The organism is Taibaiella soli (genome assembly GCF_003236175.1).
Taxonomy (GTDB): domain Bacteria; phylum Bacteroidota; class Bacteroidia; order Chitinophagales; family Chitinophagaceae; genus QKTW01.
In genome coordinates this window covers 206,612-228,190 of record NZ_QKTW01000018.1, presented here as the reverse complement: position 1 = coordinate 228,190, position 21,579 = coordinate 206,612, and the positions used below count along the sequence as shown (strand labels likewise).

Genomic DNA, 21,579 nt, shown 5'->3' with positions numbered 1-21,579 from the left:
ACCCCTAAAGCGAAGTTTGGCGCGAGAAATACTTTTAAAATTAAACCCGGTCGAGTTCCGGGTTTAATTTTTTAAAACACTAGCAACAAAATAATATTCCTTGTTTGTTTTGAAGACCCGCTCAAACTCGCTTGGGCAAAAGGCGCTATCGTTTTTGATAAATGCCTCTAATGTATAAATGCCCAAACCCATTTCATCCAGAAAACTAAACAGATCGAGTGGATTGGTATTATAGTAGTCACTTGCGCCGAGACCGCATTCAAAAATGATGAGCGGTTTATTGTTAGAAATTATTTCCCGTGCGCCTTTTAGTACGCCATATTCACCACCCTCAACGTCAATCTTTATGAAATCAATCTTGAGATTTTTCGGTATAATATTATCCAACAGGTTTAATTCAACATAAATCTCTTCAATTTGCGGATCACTGATATCATACCGTCGTCTTTTAATTCCACTATATGCAGGAGCATTTTTTACCAATTGAAAGGAAGTCATGCCCTCGTCATCTGATAAAGCGTACGGATAAACGTTCACAGTGTTTGAAAAACGAGCTTTCAACGCGGTGTACAAATAGGGAATCGGTTCAAAAGCAAAATGAATTCCTTTGGGTGCATATGCCATTATTAAATCAAGTACCTCCCCTTTGTGGCAACCAATATCAATACAGTTAGCACCTTCATGGAGTGCCCGTTTCATGATCAATTTAGTTAACCTGTCATATTTAAGATTCCTGGTGAGATCCAGGTGAAAGAATATCAATATTGATCGCAGTATTTTCCTGAATACCATTAAAATGCATTTTTTTTAGATAACATTTTAACGATAGGTCAATTTCCATGCCAAATTTTTCTCAAGCAATAAATTAAAATACGTGAACTATGTACCCTTCCAAACCCATTCTTTAAAGCGTTCACTCATTTGCTTTACGGTCTCTTTCAATTTATGAGTCTATAACGCTTGGGAACGCTTACTTCCGTAGCTGTTTAAATACCATTACGCCTTCAGCTGGATATTGGTTTATGGTGTCTTTTCTTAAAGAATATATTTTCTGACTGTCCTTATCCTACGCAACTTTTTCCCAGTACCTCCATTGAGTACGCGTCGAAATACCACGTGGCAGTCTTGTAAAAATTGGCACTGGAAAGAAAATTGATGTAAACCTAGCAAGCGTTCGCATAGACTCCCGTGTCTGATCATAAAAAATAAAAGCGAAACCAGAATTATCACTGGCTTCGCTTTTTTGCATTTACATAATGTTGCCATTTACCCACGGCTACTCAGTTCTTATGTGCATTATAGATGTAAACATAGCACCGCCGTTGTTCCGCTTCGATAAATGTGTCTAAAGTAAAGTACTTACCGATTGCCTCTTTAAATCTTTGCAATTCTTCACTGTTCAGGCTTGAATAAATAAACGCCAATGGCGGTTGCACCGTTTGCCCAATGGAATCAAGATTAGTGCCCCATCCAACATGGTGCCCACCCAACAGTGTCCTCCATCTCGCTTTTCCCGGATGAATTTCCGTGTAGTAAATATAGGCCGGCACTGCACTGCCGTGGACGTACAATTGTTGCCCTGAAATATGATGTTGTTGCAACAGATCAAACTCCTCCGTAATTGTTTCAAAGCGGTAAGGTTCTTTAATCATTGGCAACAGCAGGCTATGATGATTGATGACCTGGCATGTAAAAAGCGTGATCAACAATTGCGATGGCCAGAAACGAATACTGATTACCTTATAGAAGCCATATGCAACGACAGAAAGAATTACGGGCATTGCAAAAATGGTCATCCTTCCAATCAAAGAATACTGATGAAGGCCTGCTGCCAGAAAAACGGCCACCAAAGGGACTAATAACAGTAATCCACGTGCGGTATTTTTCCAAAGCAACAAAACCGCGCCCAGAACAAACAACACTGTATTGAAGATCCAGGAATAAGTATCATACCCACTACACTCCCGCAACATATCTTTGAAGAGATACCAATTGTGCATGATTTGTTCTTTGCTTCCGGGCATTAGAAAAACAAAAAAAGCAGAATGATATTTTTGGAGATAGTCCGTATCGGCTTGTGGTTTTAAAATAAGAAAAAAGTACCCGCCAAATTGCAGCAACCACCAGACACACACAAATAGCAATGGCGTCATTTTTTGATACGCTTTGCCACGTATTACGATCCAAAAATAATAGCAACCAACCCCAGCCAGTGCAAAAACAGCAGGCATCGACGACCAGATTGCCAAACTGCCGGCCAGCAACCAGACCAGTGCAAATTTCTTCGAACTTATCTTTAAAATATCGGTTTTCAATGCCAGCGTCATCAGGCCTAATACGACAAAAGCATCAGTCATGTATTGCTTTAACTCTGAAGAATAGCGGATCATGATAAAAGAAACAGCCATCAACGCTAAAGGATACCAGATAGCTTTATTACTGACCAGCTCACGAAGGAGTAAGAAAAGCATAACCAGCGATCCGATACCACTCAATAACGGCACAAGGCGAAGCACCATTTCCGAATAGCCAAATAAGGAAGCGCAGATTTTAGTCAACCACAAAAATACGGGCGGTGCGTACTGTTCATAAGATAATGGCCGGGCCAAATCTGTCAGACTGCGTTCGTAGATATTACGGGCTATATTGGCCTCGTCAATAAACAAATTGCGGTTCTGAAACCAAACAATAATACGAGCTACAGACCCTGCAAAAATGATAATCCAGGGCAAAAGACGTAATACCTTCTGAATGATCTTATTCGGAATGGTAAATTTCATGACACAAAATAATTTTTTTTCGCAACCTTGGCTGATTCCCAACCACACATTAAACGATTCACCATATCTAATTTAACAATATGTGCATCTTCCAAACTCCCTCCTTAAACCGTAACTTTGCGGAGCTAATTTTTGAAAACCATGGCCGTTAAACAACTGAAGAACTACGCCGGAGGACATTGGGTGACTGCACCTAAAGAAGGCGATGTTTTATATAATGCCATTACAGGCGAACCAATCTATACTGCAAGCAGCGAGGGACTGAATTTTGGTGAAATGATGCAGTATGCGCGCCGTGTCGGTGGACCAGCGCTTCGCAAAATGACTTTCCACGAACGTGGCCGTATGCTGAAGGCATTGGCGATGTACCTGATGGAACGCAAAGAATATTTTTACGAAATCAGCGCTTTAACTGGTGCTACCCGCGCCGATTCATGGATCGATATTGAAGGTGGTATCGGTAACCTGTTTGCCAACGCAAGCCTCCGCCGCCAATTTCCGGACGAACGTTTTTATGTGGACGGCGACGCGGTTAATCTCTCTAAAAGCGGTCAGTTCATCGGCCACCATATCATGGTGCCAAAGGAAGGTGTTGCCATTCATATCAACGCATTCAACTTCCCGGTTTGGGGTATGCTGGAAAAAGTAGCAGTAAACTTACTTGCTGGCGTTCCTGGTATCGTAAAACCAGCAACGCTGACTTCATTTGTTACTGAGGCGGTGTTTGAAGAAATCATCAAATCAAATATTCTGCCAGAAGGCGCACTGCAACTGATTTGTGGTTCTGCCCGCGGCATTATTGACTATGTAGAAAACGGAGATGTGGTAACGTTCACAGGTTCGGCTTCTACTGGTCAGCAATTAAAATCCAATCCAAGACTTACTTCAGAAGCTGTTCCATTCAATCTGGAAGCGGATTCGCTGAACTGTTGCGTACTGGGCCCTGATGTAAAACCAGGCATGCCTGAGTTTGATATTTTCATCAAAGAAGTAACGCGCGAAATCACCGTAAAAGCTGGTCAGAAATGTACAGCGATCCGTCGTGTTATCGTTCCTGCAGATCGCGTGGAAGATGTACAGATTGCACTGGGCAAACGTTTGCAACAAACCACAATCGGTGATCCGAAAGTAGAAGGTGTACGTATGGGCCCATTGGCGGGCATTTCACAGCGTAACGAAGTACGTGAAAAAGTACAGCAGCTCTCTAAATCTCAGGATATCGTGATCGGTGACATAGAGCATTTTGAAGTAGTGGGTGCTGATAAAGAAAAAGGCGCATTCTTGCCGCCACTGGTATTTTTCAACAACGATCCGTTTGTAAAAACAGATGTGCACAATATCGAAGCATTTGGTCCGGTAACGACCATCATGCCTTACAATGACATCGATGACGCAATTGCATTGGCTAAAATGGGTAAAGGTTCGCTCGTTTGCTCTATGGTTACTGCGGATGATGATATTGCAAAGGATTTCGTACTGGGAGCAGCTTCTATGCACGGCCGTATTCTTATCCTCAACAGCGATTGCGCCAAAGAAAGTACTGGTCACGGTTCTCCGATGCCAATGCTGATTCACGGCGGCCCCGGCCGTGCAGGCGGCGGTGAAGAAATGGGTGGTAAACGCGGCGTATTGCATTATATGCAGCGCACGGCCATTCAAGGTTCTCCAACGACCATTTCACGCATCACCAATGTTTACCAGCAAGGCGGCAAGCAAACAGAAAGCGATGTACATCCGTTCCGCAAGTATTTCGAAGATCTGCAAATCGGCGACACTGAAATTACAGCGAAACATACCGTAACAGAAGCGGACATCACCAATTTTGCCAACGTGAGCGGCGATAATTTCTACGCACACATGGATGCAACTTCACTCGACGGTACCATCTTTACCGGCCGGGTGGCGCACGGTTACTTTATCTTGTCAAAAGCAGCTGGCTTGTTCGTAAATGCGAAGAAAGGACCTGTATTGCTGAACTATGGTATTGATGAAGCACGTTTCACAAAACCAGTTTATCCGGGTGCAACGATCGGTGTAAAACTGACGGTGAAAGAAAAAGTAGATCAGGAAAAACGCAGTGAAGACGACATCGCAAAAGGTATTGTAAAATGGCTGGTAGAAGTTTATGACGAAACCAATGAAACCGTTGCTATCGCTACCATTCTGACGATGGTTAAAAAACGTAACCAGAACTAAGCTTTAGCTTAAATAAATTAAAAAACCAATCGCCGCAACAAACACGTTGCGGCGATTTTATAACCATCGATTTGGCCAAAATAGCAATAGCTGTTTTCAGCATTATTTTCCTGCCTTATTTATTATTTACGCTTCCTGCCAAAATAAAACGCACGAAGTATGCCCGCACACGTCTATATATTCTGATGTTCATCGTTGTATTTTCGTTTGTCATATTTGCGCATTATTTCCTATAAATATTACCAGGGGAAACGCACAATATTATTTTTGCATCATAACGCTTATCTGATGCAAAAACCCTTTACTTGGTCGCTCCTGCTCTTCATTACATTATTCTCAGGCAGTAGCGCATTCGCACAATCTCCAGGCTGGCACAATCCGGGAAATAATTATCTCGCGACAAATTTCTTTGCCCGCATTGATGACAACTTTTTTATTGCACCGGATACTGGCTTAATTGTTACTTCTGCAGGCACCATTCACAAAACGAATGACGGCGCTCAATCATGGACCGTTGTATATGCGTCAACGGACACGGATACCTATTTCAGAAGCATTGAATTTTCAGCAGACGGCCAATTTGGAATTGCAGGCGCACTGAACGGTACAATATACCGCACCACAAACCGCGGCGATCATTGGGATGAAATTTCTGCCAACATTACGGACACCAGCCTTAACGATAAAAAAATCTGCGGACTGGCCCATCACAACTATACATTCTGGGGCGTCGGCTGGTGGGGATCGCACAATGCATGCGTCTACAAAAGCATTGACAGTGGCTTGCATTGGACAACCAGTTATCTGTCCGATACACTCGCAGCGGGCCTTGTTGACGTTGTCGCACTATCGGCGGATACGCTTTTTGCTTCGGGTTGTAAAAACATTCCTGGAGGCAGCCGTCGTGCAAGCGTCGTTTTACGTTCTGTAGATGCAGGTCAAAGCTGGACTACCGTGTTTCAGGATACAATTATCGGCGGACGTATCTGGAAACTGCAGTTTATCAATCACCAGTTAGGCGTCGGCAGTATCGAACCATTTTTCACCGATACCGTCGCAATGATTAAAACTACCGATGGCGGCAATTCCTGGCATATCATATCGGCAGGTGCGCGCGGCTCTACCGCATATGGCACACAGGGCATTGGATTTGTATCGCCAACCCATGGCTGGCTGGGCGGCTATTATACCGGCATGTTCGAAACATTTGACGGTGGCAGTACCTGGAATTTGACCAATACATCCTATATGGATCGCCTCAACCGCTTTTTTGTAATGGATTCTTCGCGTGTCTATGCTTCGGGGGCCAGCGTTTATAAGTACACAGATACGGGAGCAGCCATCTACCACCAGTCACCTGCTGCAGTCAATAATCTCCAGATTCCGCCACATGCACATACACTGTACCCGGTTTCTCCGAACCCTGCCTCAGGACAGATAAAAATTGAGTATGACCTCCAGTATAAAACCAATACAGTGATCGAAATTATTTGCATCGATGGTAAAAAAGTTTTTCCTGTGTCGGAAGGGATGCTATCTGCCGGCCATCACGTTTGCTACTGGGACGGCACCAACGCACCAAAAGGCAATTACCTGATCTGGCTGGGCACTGATGAAGCACCGATTGTAAAGAAATTTGTGCTAAGGTAAATACCGCCATCCTCTGAAGGCTTGTGGAACTGAAAAATCAAATGCCAATTTGTTTGCGGCGTTGCGCTTTATAGTGCTTTGCGCACACTCCGTTTTCAATTACAAACAAATCACAAACTATAAAACACAATAAAATACAGTTTTAACCAAACACGAGCACGTCATTACGTGATAAATCATCCGCCCGAGATCAGCCAGCAGACATAGATAACCAGGCTTGATACCTGATACTTGATACTTGATACCTTCTAGTTGAGACTTTTTAATAGCTTTGTGGCAGTAAATAACCACTATTAAGTATGCAACACGCCGAAGGCTATGTTCGTAGCGAAATCGACCATGGTATTGCTACCATTGAATTCTTTCATCCGTCAAGCAATGCCCTGCCAGCTATTATCCTCGAAGATCTGGCAAAAACTATCAACGACATCGGTATCGATGACCGTGTAAAAGTGATCATTCTGCGCAGCGCTGGTGATAAAGCATTTTGTGCGGGCGCTTCTTTTGATGAACTGGTTGCTATCAGCAATGACGCAGAAGGTAAAAAATTCTTCAGCGGTTTTGCGCATGTGATCAACGCTATGCGCAAATGCCACAAACTGATCATTGGCCGCGTACACGGTAAAGCCGTAGGTGGTGGCGTTGGTCTTATCGCTGCTACCGACTATGCAATCGCAACAGATAGTGCAGCTGTAAAACTCAGCGAACTGGCTGTAGGCATCGGACCATTCGTGGTAGGCCCTGCGGTGGAACGCAAAGTAGGTGTATCTTGTTTTTCTCAGCTGGCAATTGACGCTACGGAATGGCGCAGTGCTGAATGGGGCAAAAAACACGGTTTATACGCAGAACTCCATAGCAATGTCGAAGAACTGGACGACGCAGTGAAAAGCCTGGCTGACCGCCTGGCACACAGCAGCCCTGAAGCTATGTGGGAACTGAAAAAAATATTCTGGCAAGGTACTGACCATTGGGATACGCTGCTCTCAGACCGTGCAGCAATCAGCGGCAGACTGGTACTGAGCAGTTTTACTAAAAATGCCATCAACGCTTTCAAAGCGAAATCTGTAAAAAGCTAATAATTTTAAAGCCCCGACGAAAAGTTGGGGCTTTTTATTTCTTGTGTAGTTCGTTACTTTCTTACTATTGAACTGCACCTACATTTCAGGCTAATCTATCTTCAGCATAGTCTGTATTTCATTTTTTAATGTCTGCGTTCTCCCGGACTGGTAGTGTTATGTAAGGTCAGAACTAAGCATCAGAAGTTGAATTTTGATTTGAAACAAATGAGAGGTTTGCGCCACTGTGCCGCCGCGAGCAAAAAATTTACATCTGTGCGGGAAACTTTTGACTTTTGAATTATTTTCGTTACCAAACATCAAATCCCATGCAGACTATTCTTGGCGCCGGCGGAGCGATTGGCCTGGAACTGGCAAAAGCGTTACCCGTTTATACTACAGACATCAGACTGGTAAGCCGCAATCCGCAAAAGGTCAATGATACGGATGAATTATACTCTGCCGATCTTACCAACCGCGATAATGTTTTTGCCGCCATCAAAGGTTCCAAAATCGTTTACCTGGTCACCGGATTTGAATATGATCTTGATGTCTGGCGTGCTACCTGGCCTGTACTAATGCGTAATGTCATTGATGCCTGCACCGAGTATAAAGCCAAACTCGTTTTTTTTGATAACGTCTACATGTACGACATTGATGCCATCGGACATATGACCGAACAATCGCCAATGAAGCCGCCTAGTAAGAAAGGACAAGTGCGGAAACAACTGGTCAACATGATTTTTAAAGCGGTGGATGACGCTCATATCGAAGCTGTAATTGCACGCGCAGCAGATTTTTATGGCCCGGGTAATAAAACCAGCGTGTTGTTGGAAACCGTGTACAAGAATCTGCAGAAAGGAAAAGCAGCACAATTGCTGGCCGCCGGAGATAAAATTCACACATACACATTCACACCAGACGCAGCAAAGGCAACCGCACTTTTGGGCAATACACCAGATGCTTACAATCAAGTCTGGCATTTACCTACCGATCCGCAGCGCCTGACCGGCAAAGATTGGGTGGCGTTATTTGCCGAAGAGATGAACGTAAAACCGAAATCTATGGTCGTGCCCAAATGGATGGTAAAGATGCTTGGCTGGTTTATGCCAATTATGCGGGAGATGTATGAAATGCTTTATCAGAACGACCGCGATTATTTTTTCGACAGCACCAAATTCGAACAACGTTTTAATATAAAAGCAACGCCGTACAAAGAAGGCGTGAAACAAGTCATACAGCACGATCGTTAAAATAATGTGTGAAATGTGCTGAATATGGGAAATGTTTCCAAACATGGATAAACACATTGATCAGATTAACCACATTCCACACATTCAAATCAGCGATTTAAATTCTTCCATTCCGCCAGGAAAGCATTGCTGTTTTCCGGACTGATAATGAAGCGTGATTTTTCCGTTATGACTAAAAGCATTTCTTTACGATTGGTACAGTACATAGAGACGCGGCCAATGCTCCCATAATAGAAGATCCCCAGATATCCGAAAAAACCGCCGCTTCCGAAAAGACGGATACCCCAGCCTAAAGATTTGCGATCAATACGTTCGATACTCACAATATTTTCAACAGGTGTGCGGAACACACCATGCGGACGATGTACCACAAGTTCGTATTCATCGATACTAAACGAAGTCGGCTTCGAAAAATAAGTAACCGCCGATACGATCACCAAAAAAGCTGTTACTAAAAACAGATCCTGGTTTTTGGTATCAAAAAAAGCTTGAACAGCGTAAAATACAGTTCCGACGAATAAGGCCATGACCGCAATGGTCACTCCTTTTGCCAATCCGTCCAGACGGGCCAGGTATTGCATATTAGTAGTTTATAATTTTCTACGCTTCATTTCTTTGTTGATCAGCGAAAGCTCGCGACCTGTTTGTCCTGCTACAGAAGTATTTTCCTGAGCGCGGCGCATCAGATACGGAATTACATCCTTCACCGGTCCGTACGGCAGATACTTGGCTACATGGTAACCCGCGTGTGCCAGATTGAACGAAATATTATCGCTCATTCCATACAACTGAGAGAAGTAAACTTTATTAGTGTTAGCAGAAATATGGTGCTGCTCCATATAAGCGGCAGCTTTCAGACAGCTTTTTTCATTATGCGTACCAATAAACACTGCTATATTATCACTGCTGAGATGGCTCAGACAGAAATCCACTGCTTCATCGTAATCGTTATCCGTACTTTCTTTATTGGGCTGTATTGGCGAAGTGTAGCCCATTTCAGCAGCTCTTTTCCGCTCTTTTTCCATGTAGGCACCACGTACAAGCTTGGCACCCAGTATATAATCTCTTTGTTGTGCTTTCTCGAAAGATTGCTTCAGAAAAACAAGTCTGTCGTGACGATACATCTGGAATGTATTGAAAATATACGCTTCTTCTTTGTTGAATGCTTCCATCATGTCATCAGTCAGATCGTCCACTGGCTGCTGAATCCAGCTTTCCTCGGCATCAACCAGCACCATTACTCTGTAGCGCGATGCGGCGCCGCAGATATCATAGATACGCTGGCGGACACGTTGCCATTCAGCCTGCTCTTCCGCAGTAAGTGTACTGCCTGCATGTATTTTTTCAAGCAGTCCGAAACGTGCAAAGCCCGTAATCTTGATACTGATAAACGGAATATTTTTCTGAGAAGATGCATATTTGATAGCGCGGATAAATTCAGGCACTGCCTTGTCAAACTCAGCTTCCCCTTCCTTGCCTTCTACGCCGTAATCCAGAATCACGCCCACACCATACTTACCCAGCACATTTGCGGTTGCAGCTGCCTCTTCCATCGTTTCACCGCCGCAAAACTGTTTAAAGATTGTTTTCTTGATCAGTCCTTTTACTGGCAGGTTCCAGTTGATGGCCCAGTTGGTAACCGTAAGGCCAATCTTTGTGAGCAAAGGAGAGCCCATTGACTTGAACAGGAATTGGGCTTGTTTCAGATCTCTATTGTCCCGGTATTGAAACGCAATCTCGGTATTGTCAAATTCAGGCAGCATATGCATTGTTGAGGGTGCAAAAATAGAATGCAAAGCTGATATGTTGGGAATAAAAGGTTTAAATTTGGGGCGAGACCAGATGAACATCTCCAAATAATAAGGTTTCGCCGAGAACCGTTTACATTTCGTTTAAAATTTTTTGAGAAACTGATTTAAAGATTGTTATCTTTACGTTAGCTATAATTTTTTTGTTTTAAACACAAGTCCGATGAAAAGGTTTCTTTTACTTTCTACATTCGGAGTATTAGCCTTAGGTGCAAATGCTCAATTTAAACAAAATTTCACGCCAGTTTCCGGTGGTGAAAATTTCCACAAGATAGTTAGACCGGTTACCACTCCGCGTCCGGTTAACAAGACTACTTCTGGTGGTGGTCGCTGGTATAATGCTGCATTTGCATACGCTAGCGCTAACCAAATCGATGACGTTACATTCGACGACGCTGATCACGCAGCACTGTGTCTGATGTGGCAAGATTCTACAGTTCGCTATTCTGATGATACTACTATCGGTATCACTTATCAGTCTATGGCGCAAATGTTCCAGCCACAGGCAACAGTATTCACAGATCCTACAATCGACTACAACGCTGGTCAGATCGGTATCTCTAACAGCGATGCATACACGATCGATTCAGTAAAAATCCGTGGTCGTTATGAAAGACAATATACTGGCTACACAGATACGATGATTCTGCGTGTCGTTTATGAAACTTCTTCAATGAATTTCGCTGAATTCAGCTTTGATGCCACTACTACAGCAAACCACGGTATTGACACATTCAGTGCAATCCTGTGGGACCTTTCTGATTACCAGACAAATCCGGTTACTCAGATCCCTTACAGCACTGGTACAGGCAAAACACTGCGTGATACAACATTCATCATTCCTCTGAACGATGCAACTTTCGCGGATTCATCTGCTGATGGTTTGCACGAAATCGCTACACCAGTAGGTCTGAGCATGCTCGCTGGTAAAAAAGCAAGCGTTTCTGCTACTTTCAAATCAGGTACAAACTATGTTGCAGGTCAAGCAGATACTGCCTACAACTACTTCGCATTCATGTCGCATAAAACAAATGCAGGTGACTTCGTAACATACTTCGCAGGTGACCGTAACATTTCTTACATGCTGACTAAGGATTCACAGCAGGTTAATACGACACTGGGTCTCTACTATCCAACCATCGGCTTCACTAACCAGGCTTATCCTTACGAACTGCACGATGTATCCTGGAAAGTTACTTGTAACACATGTAACACTACAGGTATCAACACTCCAGGCAAAGTGGTTGCTGTAAAAGCTTACCCTAACCCGGCTATCAACACAGTTAACATCCCTGTTACTGTTTCTGATAAAGCTAACGTTGAGGTTTCTTTAATCAACACAATCGGTCAGGTAGTTGATGTAAAATCACTGGGTAATGTAAACGCCGGCCAAACAGCTACTGCTACATTCTCAACTGCTAAACTGGCTAACGGTATCTATATTTACAGTGTAAACGCAGACGGACAACGTACAACTGGCCGTATCGCGGTATCTCACTAATCGTTTAATATACACCGAATAAAAGTTAAAGGCTGCCATACAGGCAGCCTTTAACTTTATAGATATCTACTGTTTCATTTTTACGAAACAATACTTTATTATTGCAAACATCAGTGCCGTACCCTGTACGGTCATTTTTGTCTAAACGAAAATGTTTATAGAATGGCCAAAAACCTGTTGATTGTTGAGTCGCCAGCAAAAGCAAAAACAATTGAGAAAATATTAGGCAGCGACTTTGAGGTAAAGTCTTGTTACGGCCATATCCGTGATCTTGAGAAAGAAGACATGGGTATTGACATAAAGAACGGATATCAGCCAAAATATGTAGTTTCTGAGGATAAAGGAAGAGTGGTCAATGAATTGAAATCACTTGCAAAGAAAGCCGACGAGGTATGGCTCGCTACCGATGAGGACCGTGAGGGGGAATCTATTTCATGGCACCTGTGTGAGGTCTTAGGACTCAACCCGGTTACCACGAAACGTATTGTCTTTCACGAAATCACCAAACCAGCCATCCTGAAAGCAGTGCAGAATCCCCGCACTGTAAATATGGACCTGGTAAATGCACAGCAGGCACGTCGTGTACTGGACCGCATTGTGGGCTTTGAATTATCTCCGGTGCTCTGGCGCAAAATGAGCATGCGTAATAACCTCTCTGCCGGCCGTGTACAATCGGTGGCCGTTCGCCTCATTGTAGAACGCGAAAGAGAGATCAATCATTTCCAGGCACAAAGCAGCTTCAAGCTGGAAGCTTTTTTCCAGGCTGATGATCTTAATAAAAAGAAAGTCGTTTTTAAGGCCGAAGGGCCTGAAAGAATGAAAGATGCTACCACAGCGCGTGCGTATCTCGATAAATGTATCGGGGCTTCGTACACTGTGAAAGATATTCAGGTAAAACCGGCAAAAAAATCTCCTGCAGCACCGTTTACGACGTCTACCCTGCAGCAGGAAGCAAGCCGCAAGCTTGGTTATTCTGTATCGCGCACCATGTCGCTTGCACAGAAACTCTATGAGAACGGGCATATCACGTATATGCGTACCGACTCTGTGAACCTTTCTGAAACCGCACTAGAAGGCGCGCGTGCATCTATTATCAGTCATTACGGCGAAAAATATCATCAGCAGAGAAGATTCCAGAACAAGAACGAATCGGCGCAAGAGGCGCACGAAGCGATCCGTCCGACGGATATGATGATTACGACCATCAGCGATCCGGATCTGCACCGTTTATATGAACTGATCTGGAAACGCACGATGGCGTCTCAGATGGCCGATGCACAACTGGAACGCACAATCGCCAAGATCAATGTATCTACGCAGCCTGATCCGCTTACGGCAACAGGTGAAGTACTTCGTTTCGACGGGTTCCTGAAGGTATATACTGAAGGCCGCGATGATGAAGATGGTGAAGAAGAAAATGAAGGTATGCTGCCGCCGTTGGCTGTCGGTCAGGGCCTGGATCTGCAGGAAATGCGCGCAACAGAACGTTATACGCGTCCGCAGCCTCGCTACACGGAAGCTTCGCTCGTAAAGAAGCTGGAAGAGCTCGGCATTGGCCGTCCTTCTACCTACGCATCTACAATCAGCACCATTCAACAACGCGGCTATGTAGAACGTAAAGACAAAGAAGGTATCAAACGGGATTACCAGATACTTTCTCTGAAAAATGAGAACATTACCGAAAGAAAAGAAACTGAAAATACAGGCGCGGAAAAAGCCAAACTCTTCCCGTCGGATCTCGGAATGGTGGTAACAGATTTTCTGGCCGACCATTTTGAGCGTGTGATGGATTATAGCTTCACTGCAAAAATCGAACAAGAGTTTGATGAGATTGCCGGAGGCAAAAAGAAATGGAACACGGTGATCGATGACTTCTATCATCCGTTTCATGAATTGGTGGCACACACAATGGAAACAGCGGGCCGCGTAAAAGGCGAACGTGTACTGGGGACCGATCCTGAAAGCGGAAAACCGGTTGTAGCGCGCCTGGGCCGTTTTGGACCAATGATCCAGATCGGAAGCACGGAAGACGAAGAAAAACCACGTTTTGCTACGCTGAAATCCAGCCAGAGCATTGAAACCATTACGTTCGAAGAAGCGCTTGATTTATTTAAGCTTCCATTCAGCCTTGGCGCATACCAGGAAAAAGAAGTGGTAATCGGTGCCGGTCGTTTCGGTCCTTATGTAAAATGGGGAGAAGCGTTTATTTCCATACCGAGAGGAGAAGACCCGATCGGCGTTGATATGAACCGCGCTATTGAACTGATCGAAGAAAAACAACGTGCAGATGCACCAGTTGGCCATTATAGCGGCAAACCGGTTACAAAAGGTAAAGGTCGTTTCGGTCCGTTTATTAAATGGGAAGATCTCTATATCAATGTACCGCGTGCCTACAACTTTGACGCGCTGACACAGAAAGATATTGACGAGCTGATTTCCAAAAAAGTGGAGAAAGAAGCGAACCGTTATATCAAACAATGGACAGAAGAAAAAATTGCCATTGAGAATGGCCGTTGGGGACCGTTTATCCGTTTTGGTAAAAACATGCTGAAACTGGATAAGAAAGAAGACAACAGCAAATACACGGCAGAAGAACTTTCCGACATTTCACTGGATGATGTGAAAAAAATGATCACACAGCAGATGCCGGATGCTTTTGAGAAAAAAGAAAAGAAAACTGCTACTAAAAAAGCGGCCGGCGCCAAAAAAGCACCTGCTAAAAAGGCGGCGGCACCTAAAAAAGCGGCACCTAAAAAGAAATAATTTTTTTGTCGTAACTTAAGAGTGGACGAAAGGGAACATAGCATAATGATGAGGCAAAACAACGAAATACGAGCCCTCTTAAGATTGATCGACGATCCGGATAACGAGGTATTTGAAACCGTTGCCGACAAAATCGTGCATTACGGCAAAGAGATTATCCCAAATCTGGAACAACTATGGGAAGTGACCGCCGATGAATCTTTGCAAGAACGTATCGAACAACTGATACATCGTGTGCACTTCCAGGACTTACAGGATGAATTTCTGGAATGGAGCCATAATAAACATCCGGAGCTGTTGCGCGGCGCTATTCTCGTAGCACGCTACCAGTTTCCAGATCTGAATGTTTCGTCTATTCTCGCTCAGTTTGACCAGATCAGACGTAATATCTGGCTGGAGCTGAATAGTTACCTGACACCGCTGGAGCAGGTGAATGTTTTTAACAGCATTCTCTATAACTACTACAAACTGGTGGGTCATGAACTGACAGAGCGCGAGCCGAAACATTTCTTCATCAACCAGGTGCTGGAAGGAAAACAGGGCAATGCATACACGCTCGGTATTTTGTATCTGGGCCTTTGCGAAATGCTGGACATCCCGATTTTCGCGATGGATATCCCGCGGCAGTTTGTCTTTGCCTACATTGATACGTTACATCATTTTATCAGTTCAGATGATGAAGGTGTGCAGCAGATTCAGTTTTACGTAGATCCTATGAATGGGATGGTTTATACACAGAAAGATGTGGATACTTACCTCCGTAAAATCAATGCGAACGACCGCGAAAACTATTTTGCGCCACTTGGCACCAAACGGATCATCTTCAAAATGCTGGAGGAATTAGCGCTCTGCTACCGGTATAAGCGAGAAGAAGGCAAGGCGGAAGAGATTCAGCAACTCATGCGGATTATCATTGACGACAACGAATAAACTAAAATAATAGCCCCGGACTGGACAGTCCGGGGTTTGTTTTACAAAGAAAACTACTTATTGTCTTAGCTTCTTAAAGTACATTTAAACAGAACCAGTACTGCCCCATTTCCCTTCTAAAACTACTGCGCCATCTTTCGGACAGATACTGAACAGCTACTAAACTAACTCCCCTCTGATAAGAAAAGGAATTTTGTTTCCCAACGGTTCCATTTCGCTAATAACGGTATATACATGCGCTAATTAGCCCATAATTTTCCGCGCTCACCCAAAAAAATCACCCTGTTTTCTGCTGTTTTCACCCTGCATCGGGGGATGGTGACACCCCTATGACAAGGGTACCTTTAGTATAGAAAACAAACACAAATCACCTCAGTTTAAAACCTGGTTTATGAAAAACATCATCATTACCGCCGGCCTTTTAATCTTATTTGCATCTTGCACCAAACAAGAAATGCCGCAGCCAACGACCAAGCAGACCAGTACCACAGCTACCGTACCGAACGAAGCCAGCGCAAGGATGGCCGGACAACCCGCAAATCCTCAACAGACGACAGTCCCGACAGATCCACATCCTACTCCACCACCACCTCCGCCACCACCAACTCCAGATCCTAATGCACCACCAAAAACATGGTCACCAGCCAGCTAACCATAACACCAGCTATATAAATAAAACGGGTCTTCACTTCATTGTGAAGACCCGTTTATTTTGCCGGAACCTCTTATAACAGCGGTCCCCGTTATGCACTAAGCATTAAATCAGCTAAAACCATAGCAGTTACGGCTTCTACTACTACTGGCACCCGGAGTGCAATGCACAGATCATGGCGTCCTTTCACCTGAAAACTTTCTACCGAATTCGTTTCCCGGTTCCAGGTTTTTTGTTCTTTAGGCGTGCTACTTGTCGGCTTTACGGCTACGCGGAAAAATAGTTCATTGCCATTTGTAATCCCACCATTGATACCACCGGCGTTATTCGTTTTCGTAGTACCAAATTCATCAACAATTGAGTCGTTGTGCTCACTCCCCTTCATTTTCGCGGCAGCAAAACCGGAGCCAAATTCAATACCCTTGATGGCGGGAATGGCAAAGATCGCATGACTGATCATCGATTCTACCGAATCAAAAAACGGTTCACCCCAGCCTACCGGGAGACCGGTTACGGAACAGCTCACAATGCCGCCGATGCTGTCTTGCTGCGCAATTGCTTTTTCAATAGCCGCCTCCAGATCTGTGTTTCCGCCTGCTTCCGTCAGCACTGCCCGAATGGTTTGCGAAGACAATATTTTCTTGGCTACTACACCAGCTGCTACCAGGCCTAATGTAAGACGACCGGAAGAATGGCCACCACCACGGTAATCATTGAAACCCTCAAATTTTTTATGGAGTACAAAATCTGCATGACCGGGACGTGGCGTGGCTTGCAGCGCTTCATAATCGGAAGAGCGTGTGTTTGTATTTTCAAAAAGAATAGTCAGCGGTGCGCCGGTTGTGCGTCCTTTAAAAACTCCTGTAGCCAGTTTGGGTTCATCCGCTTCTTTACGTGGCGTAGTGCCCGCAGCACCCGCTTTGCGTCGTTCCAGATCGGCAGAAAAATCAGCTTCCGAAAGTTCTATTCCGGCAGGACAACCATCAATAGTAATGCCGACAATATTACCGTGGGATTCCCCAAATATGTGAATACGAAAAAAACGTCCGAATGAATTCATAAACTAAATGGTTTGAGTACAACGCACCTGCAACGATTGCAAATGCTTAAAAAAATCAGGATAAGATTTCGCAACAGCTTCTGCATTTTCTATCACAATTTCACTGTCTGCCCTGAGCGCCGCTATCGCTGCAGCCATCACCATCCGGTGGTCATTATACGACGAAATGGTTCCGCCGTTAAAAGAACTTTTTCCTTCAATAAACAACGTATCCTTTGCCGCTGTATAATCCAGCCCAAGTAATCGCAACAGCGCACCTGTGCTGTAAGCGCGGTCACTTTCTTTATGTTCTAATCTGTGTATGCCTGTTATTTCACTACGCCCTTCGCAGGCGCCGGCCAGAACCGATAGCACTGGAAACAAATCCGGACATTCGGTGGCATCGAACGAAAAACTTTTTAGCGCATTCGTCTGACGAATATGTAATGAATCACCTTCCCAGTGAAAATCGGCGCCACAATCTTTCAGCACATCCAGCAAACGTGCATCAGCCTGTGTGGTATCCTTATCAAGGTGTTGAATAATTATATCACCGGCAATCGCACCTGCCACAATCCACGCCGCGGCGCTACTCCAATCTGTTTCAACTGCTCTTACAATAATACCGGATCCTTCATTTACCGAAGGTGAAATATGATAAACCTCATACTGATCATGCGTGACTTCTTTGCCGAAATCAGCCAGCACTTTTAGTGTGAGATCAATGTATGGTTTGCTTTTGGGATTGCTGACCGTAATAGTTATTTCTTTTTCTGCGGAAAACGAAAGCGCAAACAAAGCACCAGTCAGATATTGAGAACTCAACGTTCCATCAATATTGAGATCGCCGGCATGAAACGGGGCACTGATCGTTAAAGGCAAAAAACCATTGAAGTCTTCCAGCACTTTTCCCGACTGCAGCAAAATGTTTTTCAACTCAAACATTTGTCGCCGCAGTAAGCTGCCGTGTCCTGTAATCGTTATTCTGCCATCATAAAGCGCAGCTATTGAGGTAAATAATCTGGCAGACAAACCGCTTTCACCGCAATCAATCACATCGCTTATCGGATTAATCCCGTTACTTTCTATCACTAAGCTTCCATCTCTGGCTTCAATCGACGCACCGAGCTGACGAATAATTTCCAGCGCGGCTTTATCATCATTTGAAATACCAGGATTGTGAATAATAGTGGTGCCACGATGTAACAATGCAGCCGCACAAACGCGCTGCATCATACTTTTGGATCCCGGCGCGCAAACGGTTCCATGTATTTTTCCCGGACTAACGCTGACCTGCATGTATAAAAGAAGATAACGCTGTTTCTACGGTTTCGAATGGCAGTGTTTTGATACAAGCTTTACCCAGCTTGTGCAGCAGAATATAATCCACCTCTTCGGCGTTGCGTTTTTTATCCATCCGCAAAATCTCCATCATCTTATGAATGTCGTATTTACGGTGCGTAGGCAATTGATAACGGACAAGCAACTGGCGCACAATTTCCGTTTCTGCACTGGAGAGGCCCGTTTGTTCTTCTGAAAGTCTGCATGCGACCACCATTCCCAATGCCACGCTATAACCGTGCGGTATATGGTATAAAGTCTCGAACGCGTGGCCGGAAGTATGACCGAAGTTGAGCAGTTTACGCACGCCGGTTTCGCCTTCATCTGCATGAACGATTTTATTTTTCACATCCACGCAGCCCATGATCAGATCATTGAGCGTATCTGGCCGTTTCTGGAAATACTGAATGGTGCTTGATTCCAGCATATTCAAAATGCGCACGTCGCTGATGCAGCCATATTTGATGATCTCTGCAAAACCATTGCTCCATTCTGTATCCGTAAGTGTGGATAGAAATGAGGCATCATATAAAATGAATTTCGGCTGACGAATAGTGCCGAGCATGTTTTTATGCAGCTCTATATTGATCCCGTTTTTTCCGCCGACAGCTGCATCCACCATTCCCAACAAGGTTGTAGGCACAAATCCGCAGGGTACGCCACGCATATAAATAGACGCGAGAAAACCTGTGATATCGGTAACTACACCACCACCTACACCCACCAGCATCGTTTTGCGATGCGCCTGAAAATGGATGAGTTTATGCGCGAGGTCATTGATGGTATGAAATGATTTGCTTTTTTCACCGGCCGGCACTACCAATGTGCGATAGCCTTCAAACCGTTCCGGATAAAGCTCTTTTACGTTGCTGTCAGTGATAATCACCGCGCGGTCTGGAGGAGCCAGCTCTTTGAGTTTTTCCCAATTGCTGCGAAACAAATATTCTGTTGTTCCTGTCGGAAATGTGACCGCGTATTGCATACACAAATTTACTCTAAGATCGCTGATTATTTGAAGTCAAAATTCAAAAGTTAAAAGTCAAAAAGTCCTGGTGTTAAGCACATTTCTTATCACGTATCAAAAAACAAGTATCAGGTATTAAGCTATTGTAAGATAACGTGAGTTGTGAGCGGCCAGTTGTGAGTACCTGTGTTTTGCAACGGGTTTTGACTTTTGACTTTTGACTTTTGAATTGAACAGAACCGCGATAAAACCGTATCTTCGCGGCCTTCAACCAATTTTTTAGCAGCCTTAGCTATGAACTAACGGCGATTTTTAAAAAATTCTAATGAGCAGAAACGGAAAAGTTCTTGTAGCGATGAGCGGTGGCATTGATAGCACCGTAAGCGCTTTAATGCTTCATAACCAAGGATATGAAGTCGTAGGCATTACCATGAAAACATGGGATTATGCTGCTGCCGGCGGCGGCAAAAAGGAAACAGGATGCTGTAACCTTGACAGTTTTAACGATGCCCGCCAGGCTGCCGTTGAACACGGCTTTCCACATTACGTATTGGATATCAGAGAGGAATTTGGCGGTCATGTCATTAATAATTTCGTAGAAGAATATATGGCCGGCCGTACGCCGAACCCTTGTGTGCTGTGTAATACACATATTAAATGGAGTGCTTTACTGAAACGTGCCGACGCGCTGAACTGCGATTTTATCGCTACCGGTCACTATGTAAAAGTGCGGGAAGAAAACAGCCGTTTTGTACTTTCTAAAGCGAAGGATCTCACTAAGGATCAGAGCTATGTACTCTGGGGACTGGGTCAGGATTGTCTGAGCCGCAGTATTTACCCACTGGGCGATTATCATAAAACGGAAGTACGCCAGCTCGCATTTGATATGGGTTATAAAGAGCTTTCTAAAAAAGCAGAAAGCTATGAAATCTGTTTTGTGCCTGATAATGACTACCGCGGCTTTCTGAAACGCCAGATTCCTACTTTGGAAGCTGACCTTACAGGTGGTAATTATGTAGATACCGAAGGAAAAATAATCGGCAAACACAAAGGCTATCCGTTTTACACGATCGGACAGCGTAAAGGCCTGGATGTAGCCTTCGGTAAACCAATGTTTGTAACAAAGATCATTCCGGAAACTAATACCGTAGTACTGGGCGAAGCGCACGAACTGCAGGAAAGCGGCATGATGGTAAGTGGCCTCAATATGGTCAAATACGATAGCATTCCCGACAATATGGAAGCGGTAACCAAAATCCGTTACCGTGATGCCGGTATGGCCAGTTCACTGACGATGGTCGGCGATATGGTGCATGTACATTTCGATCATGCGGTCAATAGCATCGCACCCGGCCAGAGCGCCGTTTTCTACGAAGGCGACGATGTGATCGGTGGCGGCATTATCCGCGCCGGAATTTAATCGCTGACGCCTGATTTTGTGAGTGGTGAGCGGTCAGTTGCGAGTCTTTCACATTACGTTTATAGGGTTTAAATGACAAGATAGTCTAGTCCCGGAAGAATCTTCCGGGGCTTTTATTTAAATACAGTAATCAACCATTCAGGATCGAAACCTTAGCTCACCTGAGCTAAAAACATCAACATCGAACCTCGGAACTCCGATATCCGAGTAAAAAACATCAAAGTCGA

16 protein-coding genes are annotated in these 21,579 nt (G+C 44.4%); 9 read left to right on the top strand and 7 right to left on the bottom strand.

Translation table 11 applies throughout. The features are described from left to right. Positions 1-63: 63 nt before the first annotated feature. Positions 64-792, bottom strand: a complete 729-nt coding sequence (locus DN068_RS13970; RefSeq protein WP_110999546.1) for an FkbM family methyltransferase — start codon at positions 790-792, stop codon at positions 64-66. A gap of 488 nt (positions 793-1,280) precedes the next feature. Continuing rightward, entirely contained in the window at positions 1,281-2,780 is a 1,500-nt protein-coding gene (locus tag DN068_RS13965; RefSeq protein ID WP_110999545.1) for a glycosyltransferase family 39 protein, read from the bottom strand. Between the two features lie 141 nt (positions 2,781-2,921). Here DN068_RS13965 and paaZ point away from each other — a divergent pair, with 141 nt between their 5' ends. The 4 genes from paaZ to DN068_RS13945 all read left to right on the top strand — a co-directional run bounded on the left by paaZ (position 2,922) and on the right by DN068_RS13945 (position 8,934). Beyond that, positions 2,922-4,976: a phenylacetic acid degradation bifunctional protein PaaZ gene (gene paaZ, locus DN068_RS13960; protein ID WP_110999544.1), complete on the top strand. Its 2,055-nt coding sequence runs from the start codon at positions 2,922-2,924 to the stop codon at positions 4,974-4,976. A gap of 288 nt (positions 4,977-5,264) precedes the next feature. Beyond that, positions 5,265-6,626, top strand: coding sequence for a hypothetical protein (locus DN068_RS13955; protein ID WP_110999543.1), 1,362 nt, complete (start codon positions 5,265-5,267; stop codon positions 6,624-6,626). A gap of 299 nt (positions 6,627-6,925) precedes the next feature. After that, a complete protein-coding gene (locus tag DN068_RS13950; protein WP_110999542.1) occupies positions 6,926-7,702 on the top strand; it encodes an enoyl-CoA hydratase/isomerase family protein in 777 nt (258 codons plus the stop codon). 308 nt (positions 7,703-8,010) lie between these two features. Continuing rightward, the gene (locus DN068_RS13945; protein WP_110999541.1) at positions 8,011-8,934 is read left to right on the top strand and encodes an NAD-dependent epimerase/dehydratase family protein; all 924 of its coding nucleotides are present in this window, start codon (positions 8,011-8,013) and stop codon (positions 8,932-8,934) included. Positions 8,935-9,023: 89 nt separating this feature from the next. Here DN068_RS13945 and DN068_RS13940 read toward each other — a convergent pair whose 3' ends face one another. Continuing rightward, the gene (locus DN068_RS13940; RefSeq protein ID WP_110999540.1) at positions 9,024-9,515 is read right to left on the bottom strand and encodes a PH domain-containing protein; all 492 of its coding nucleotides are present in this window, start codon (positions 9,513-9,515) and stop codon (positions 9,024-9,026) included. Between the two features lie 9 nt (positions 9,516-9,524). Next, entirely contained in the window at positions 9,525-10,697 is a 1,173-nt protein-coding gene (locus DN068_RS13935; RefSeq protein ID WP_110999576.1) for a proline dehydrogenase family protein, read from the bottom strand. 208 nt (positions 10,698-10,905) lie between these two features. Between DN068_RS13935 and DN068_RS13930 the strand changes: the two genes are divergently transcribed. The 4 genes from DN068_RS13930 to DN068_RS13915 all read left to right on the top strand — a co-directional run bounded on the left by DN068_RS13930 (position 10,906) and on the right by DN068_RS13915 (position 16,588). Continuing rightward, on the top strand, positions 10,906-12,243 hold the full coding sequence (locus DN068_RS13930; protein WP_110999539.1) for a T9SS type A sorting domain-containing protein: 1,338 nt from the start codon (positions 10,906-10,908) through the stop codon (positions 12,241-12,243). 162 nt (positions 12,244-12,405) lie between these two features. After that, the gene (gene topA, locus DN068_RS13925; RefSeq protein ID WP_110999538.1) at positions 12,406-15,006 is read left to right on the top strand and encodes a type I DNA topoisomerase; all 2,601 of its coding nucleotides are present in this window, start codon (positions 12,406-12,408) and stop codon (positions 15,004-15,006) included. A gap of 45 nt (positions 15,007-15,051) precedes the next feature. Beyond that, positions 15,052-15,936: a transglutaminase family protein gene (locus DN068_RS13920; RefSeq protein ID WP_110999537.1), complete on the top strand. Its 885-nt coding sequence runs from the start codon at positions 15,052-15,054 to the stop codon at positions 15,934-15,936. A 391-nt stretch (positions 15,937-16,327) separates the two neighbouring features. Continuing rightward, a complete protein-coding gene (locus DN068_RS13915) occupies positions 16,328-16,588 on the top strand; it encodes a hypothetical protein (RefSeq protein WP_110999536.1) in 261 nt (86 codons plus the stop codon). A 91-nt stretch (positions 16,589-16,679) separates the two neighbouring features. Here the strand turns inward: DN068_RS13915 and DN068_RS13910 are convergent, their stop codons facing one another. From DN068_RS13910 to aroB, 3 genes are read right to left on the bottom strand one after another with little or no spacing between them, the layout of a single operon-like run. Continuing rightward, a complete protein-coding gene (locus DN068_RS13910) occupies positions 16,680-17,648 on the bottom strand; it encodes a chorismate synthase (RefSeq protein WP_110999535.1) in 969 nt (322 codons plus the stop codon). 3 nt (positions 17,649-17,651) lie between these two features. Continuing rightward, positions 17,652-18,926, bottom strand: a complete 1,275-nt coding sequence (aroA, locus tag DN068_RS13905) for a 3-phosphoshikimate 1-carboxyvinyltransferase (protein WP_110999534.1) — start codon at positions 18,924-18,926, stop codon at positions 17,652-17,654. Beyond that, a complete protein-coding gene (gene aroB, locus DN068_RS13900) occupies positions 18,910-19,950 on the bottom strand; it encodes a 3-dehydroquinate synthase (RefSeq protein WP_110999533.1) in 1,041 nt (346 codons plus the stop codon). The genes aroA and aroB overlap by 17 nt, the downstream gene beginning before the upstream one ends. A 307-nt stretch (positions 19,951-20,257) precedes the next feature. Between aroB and mnmA the strand changes: the two genes are divergently transcribed. Continuing rightward, positions 20,258-21,352, top strand: coding sequence for a tRNA 2-thiouridine(34) synthase MnmA (mnmA, locus tag DN068_RS13895; protein ID WP_110999532.1), 1,095 nt, complete (start codon positions 20,258-20,260; stop codon positions 21,350-21,352). Positions 21,353-21,579 lie beyond the last annotated feature (227 nt).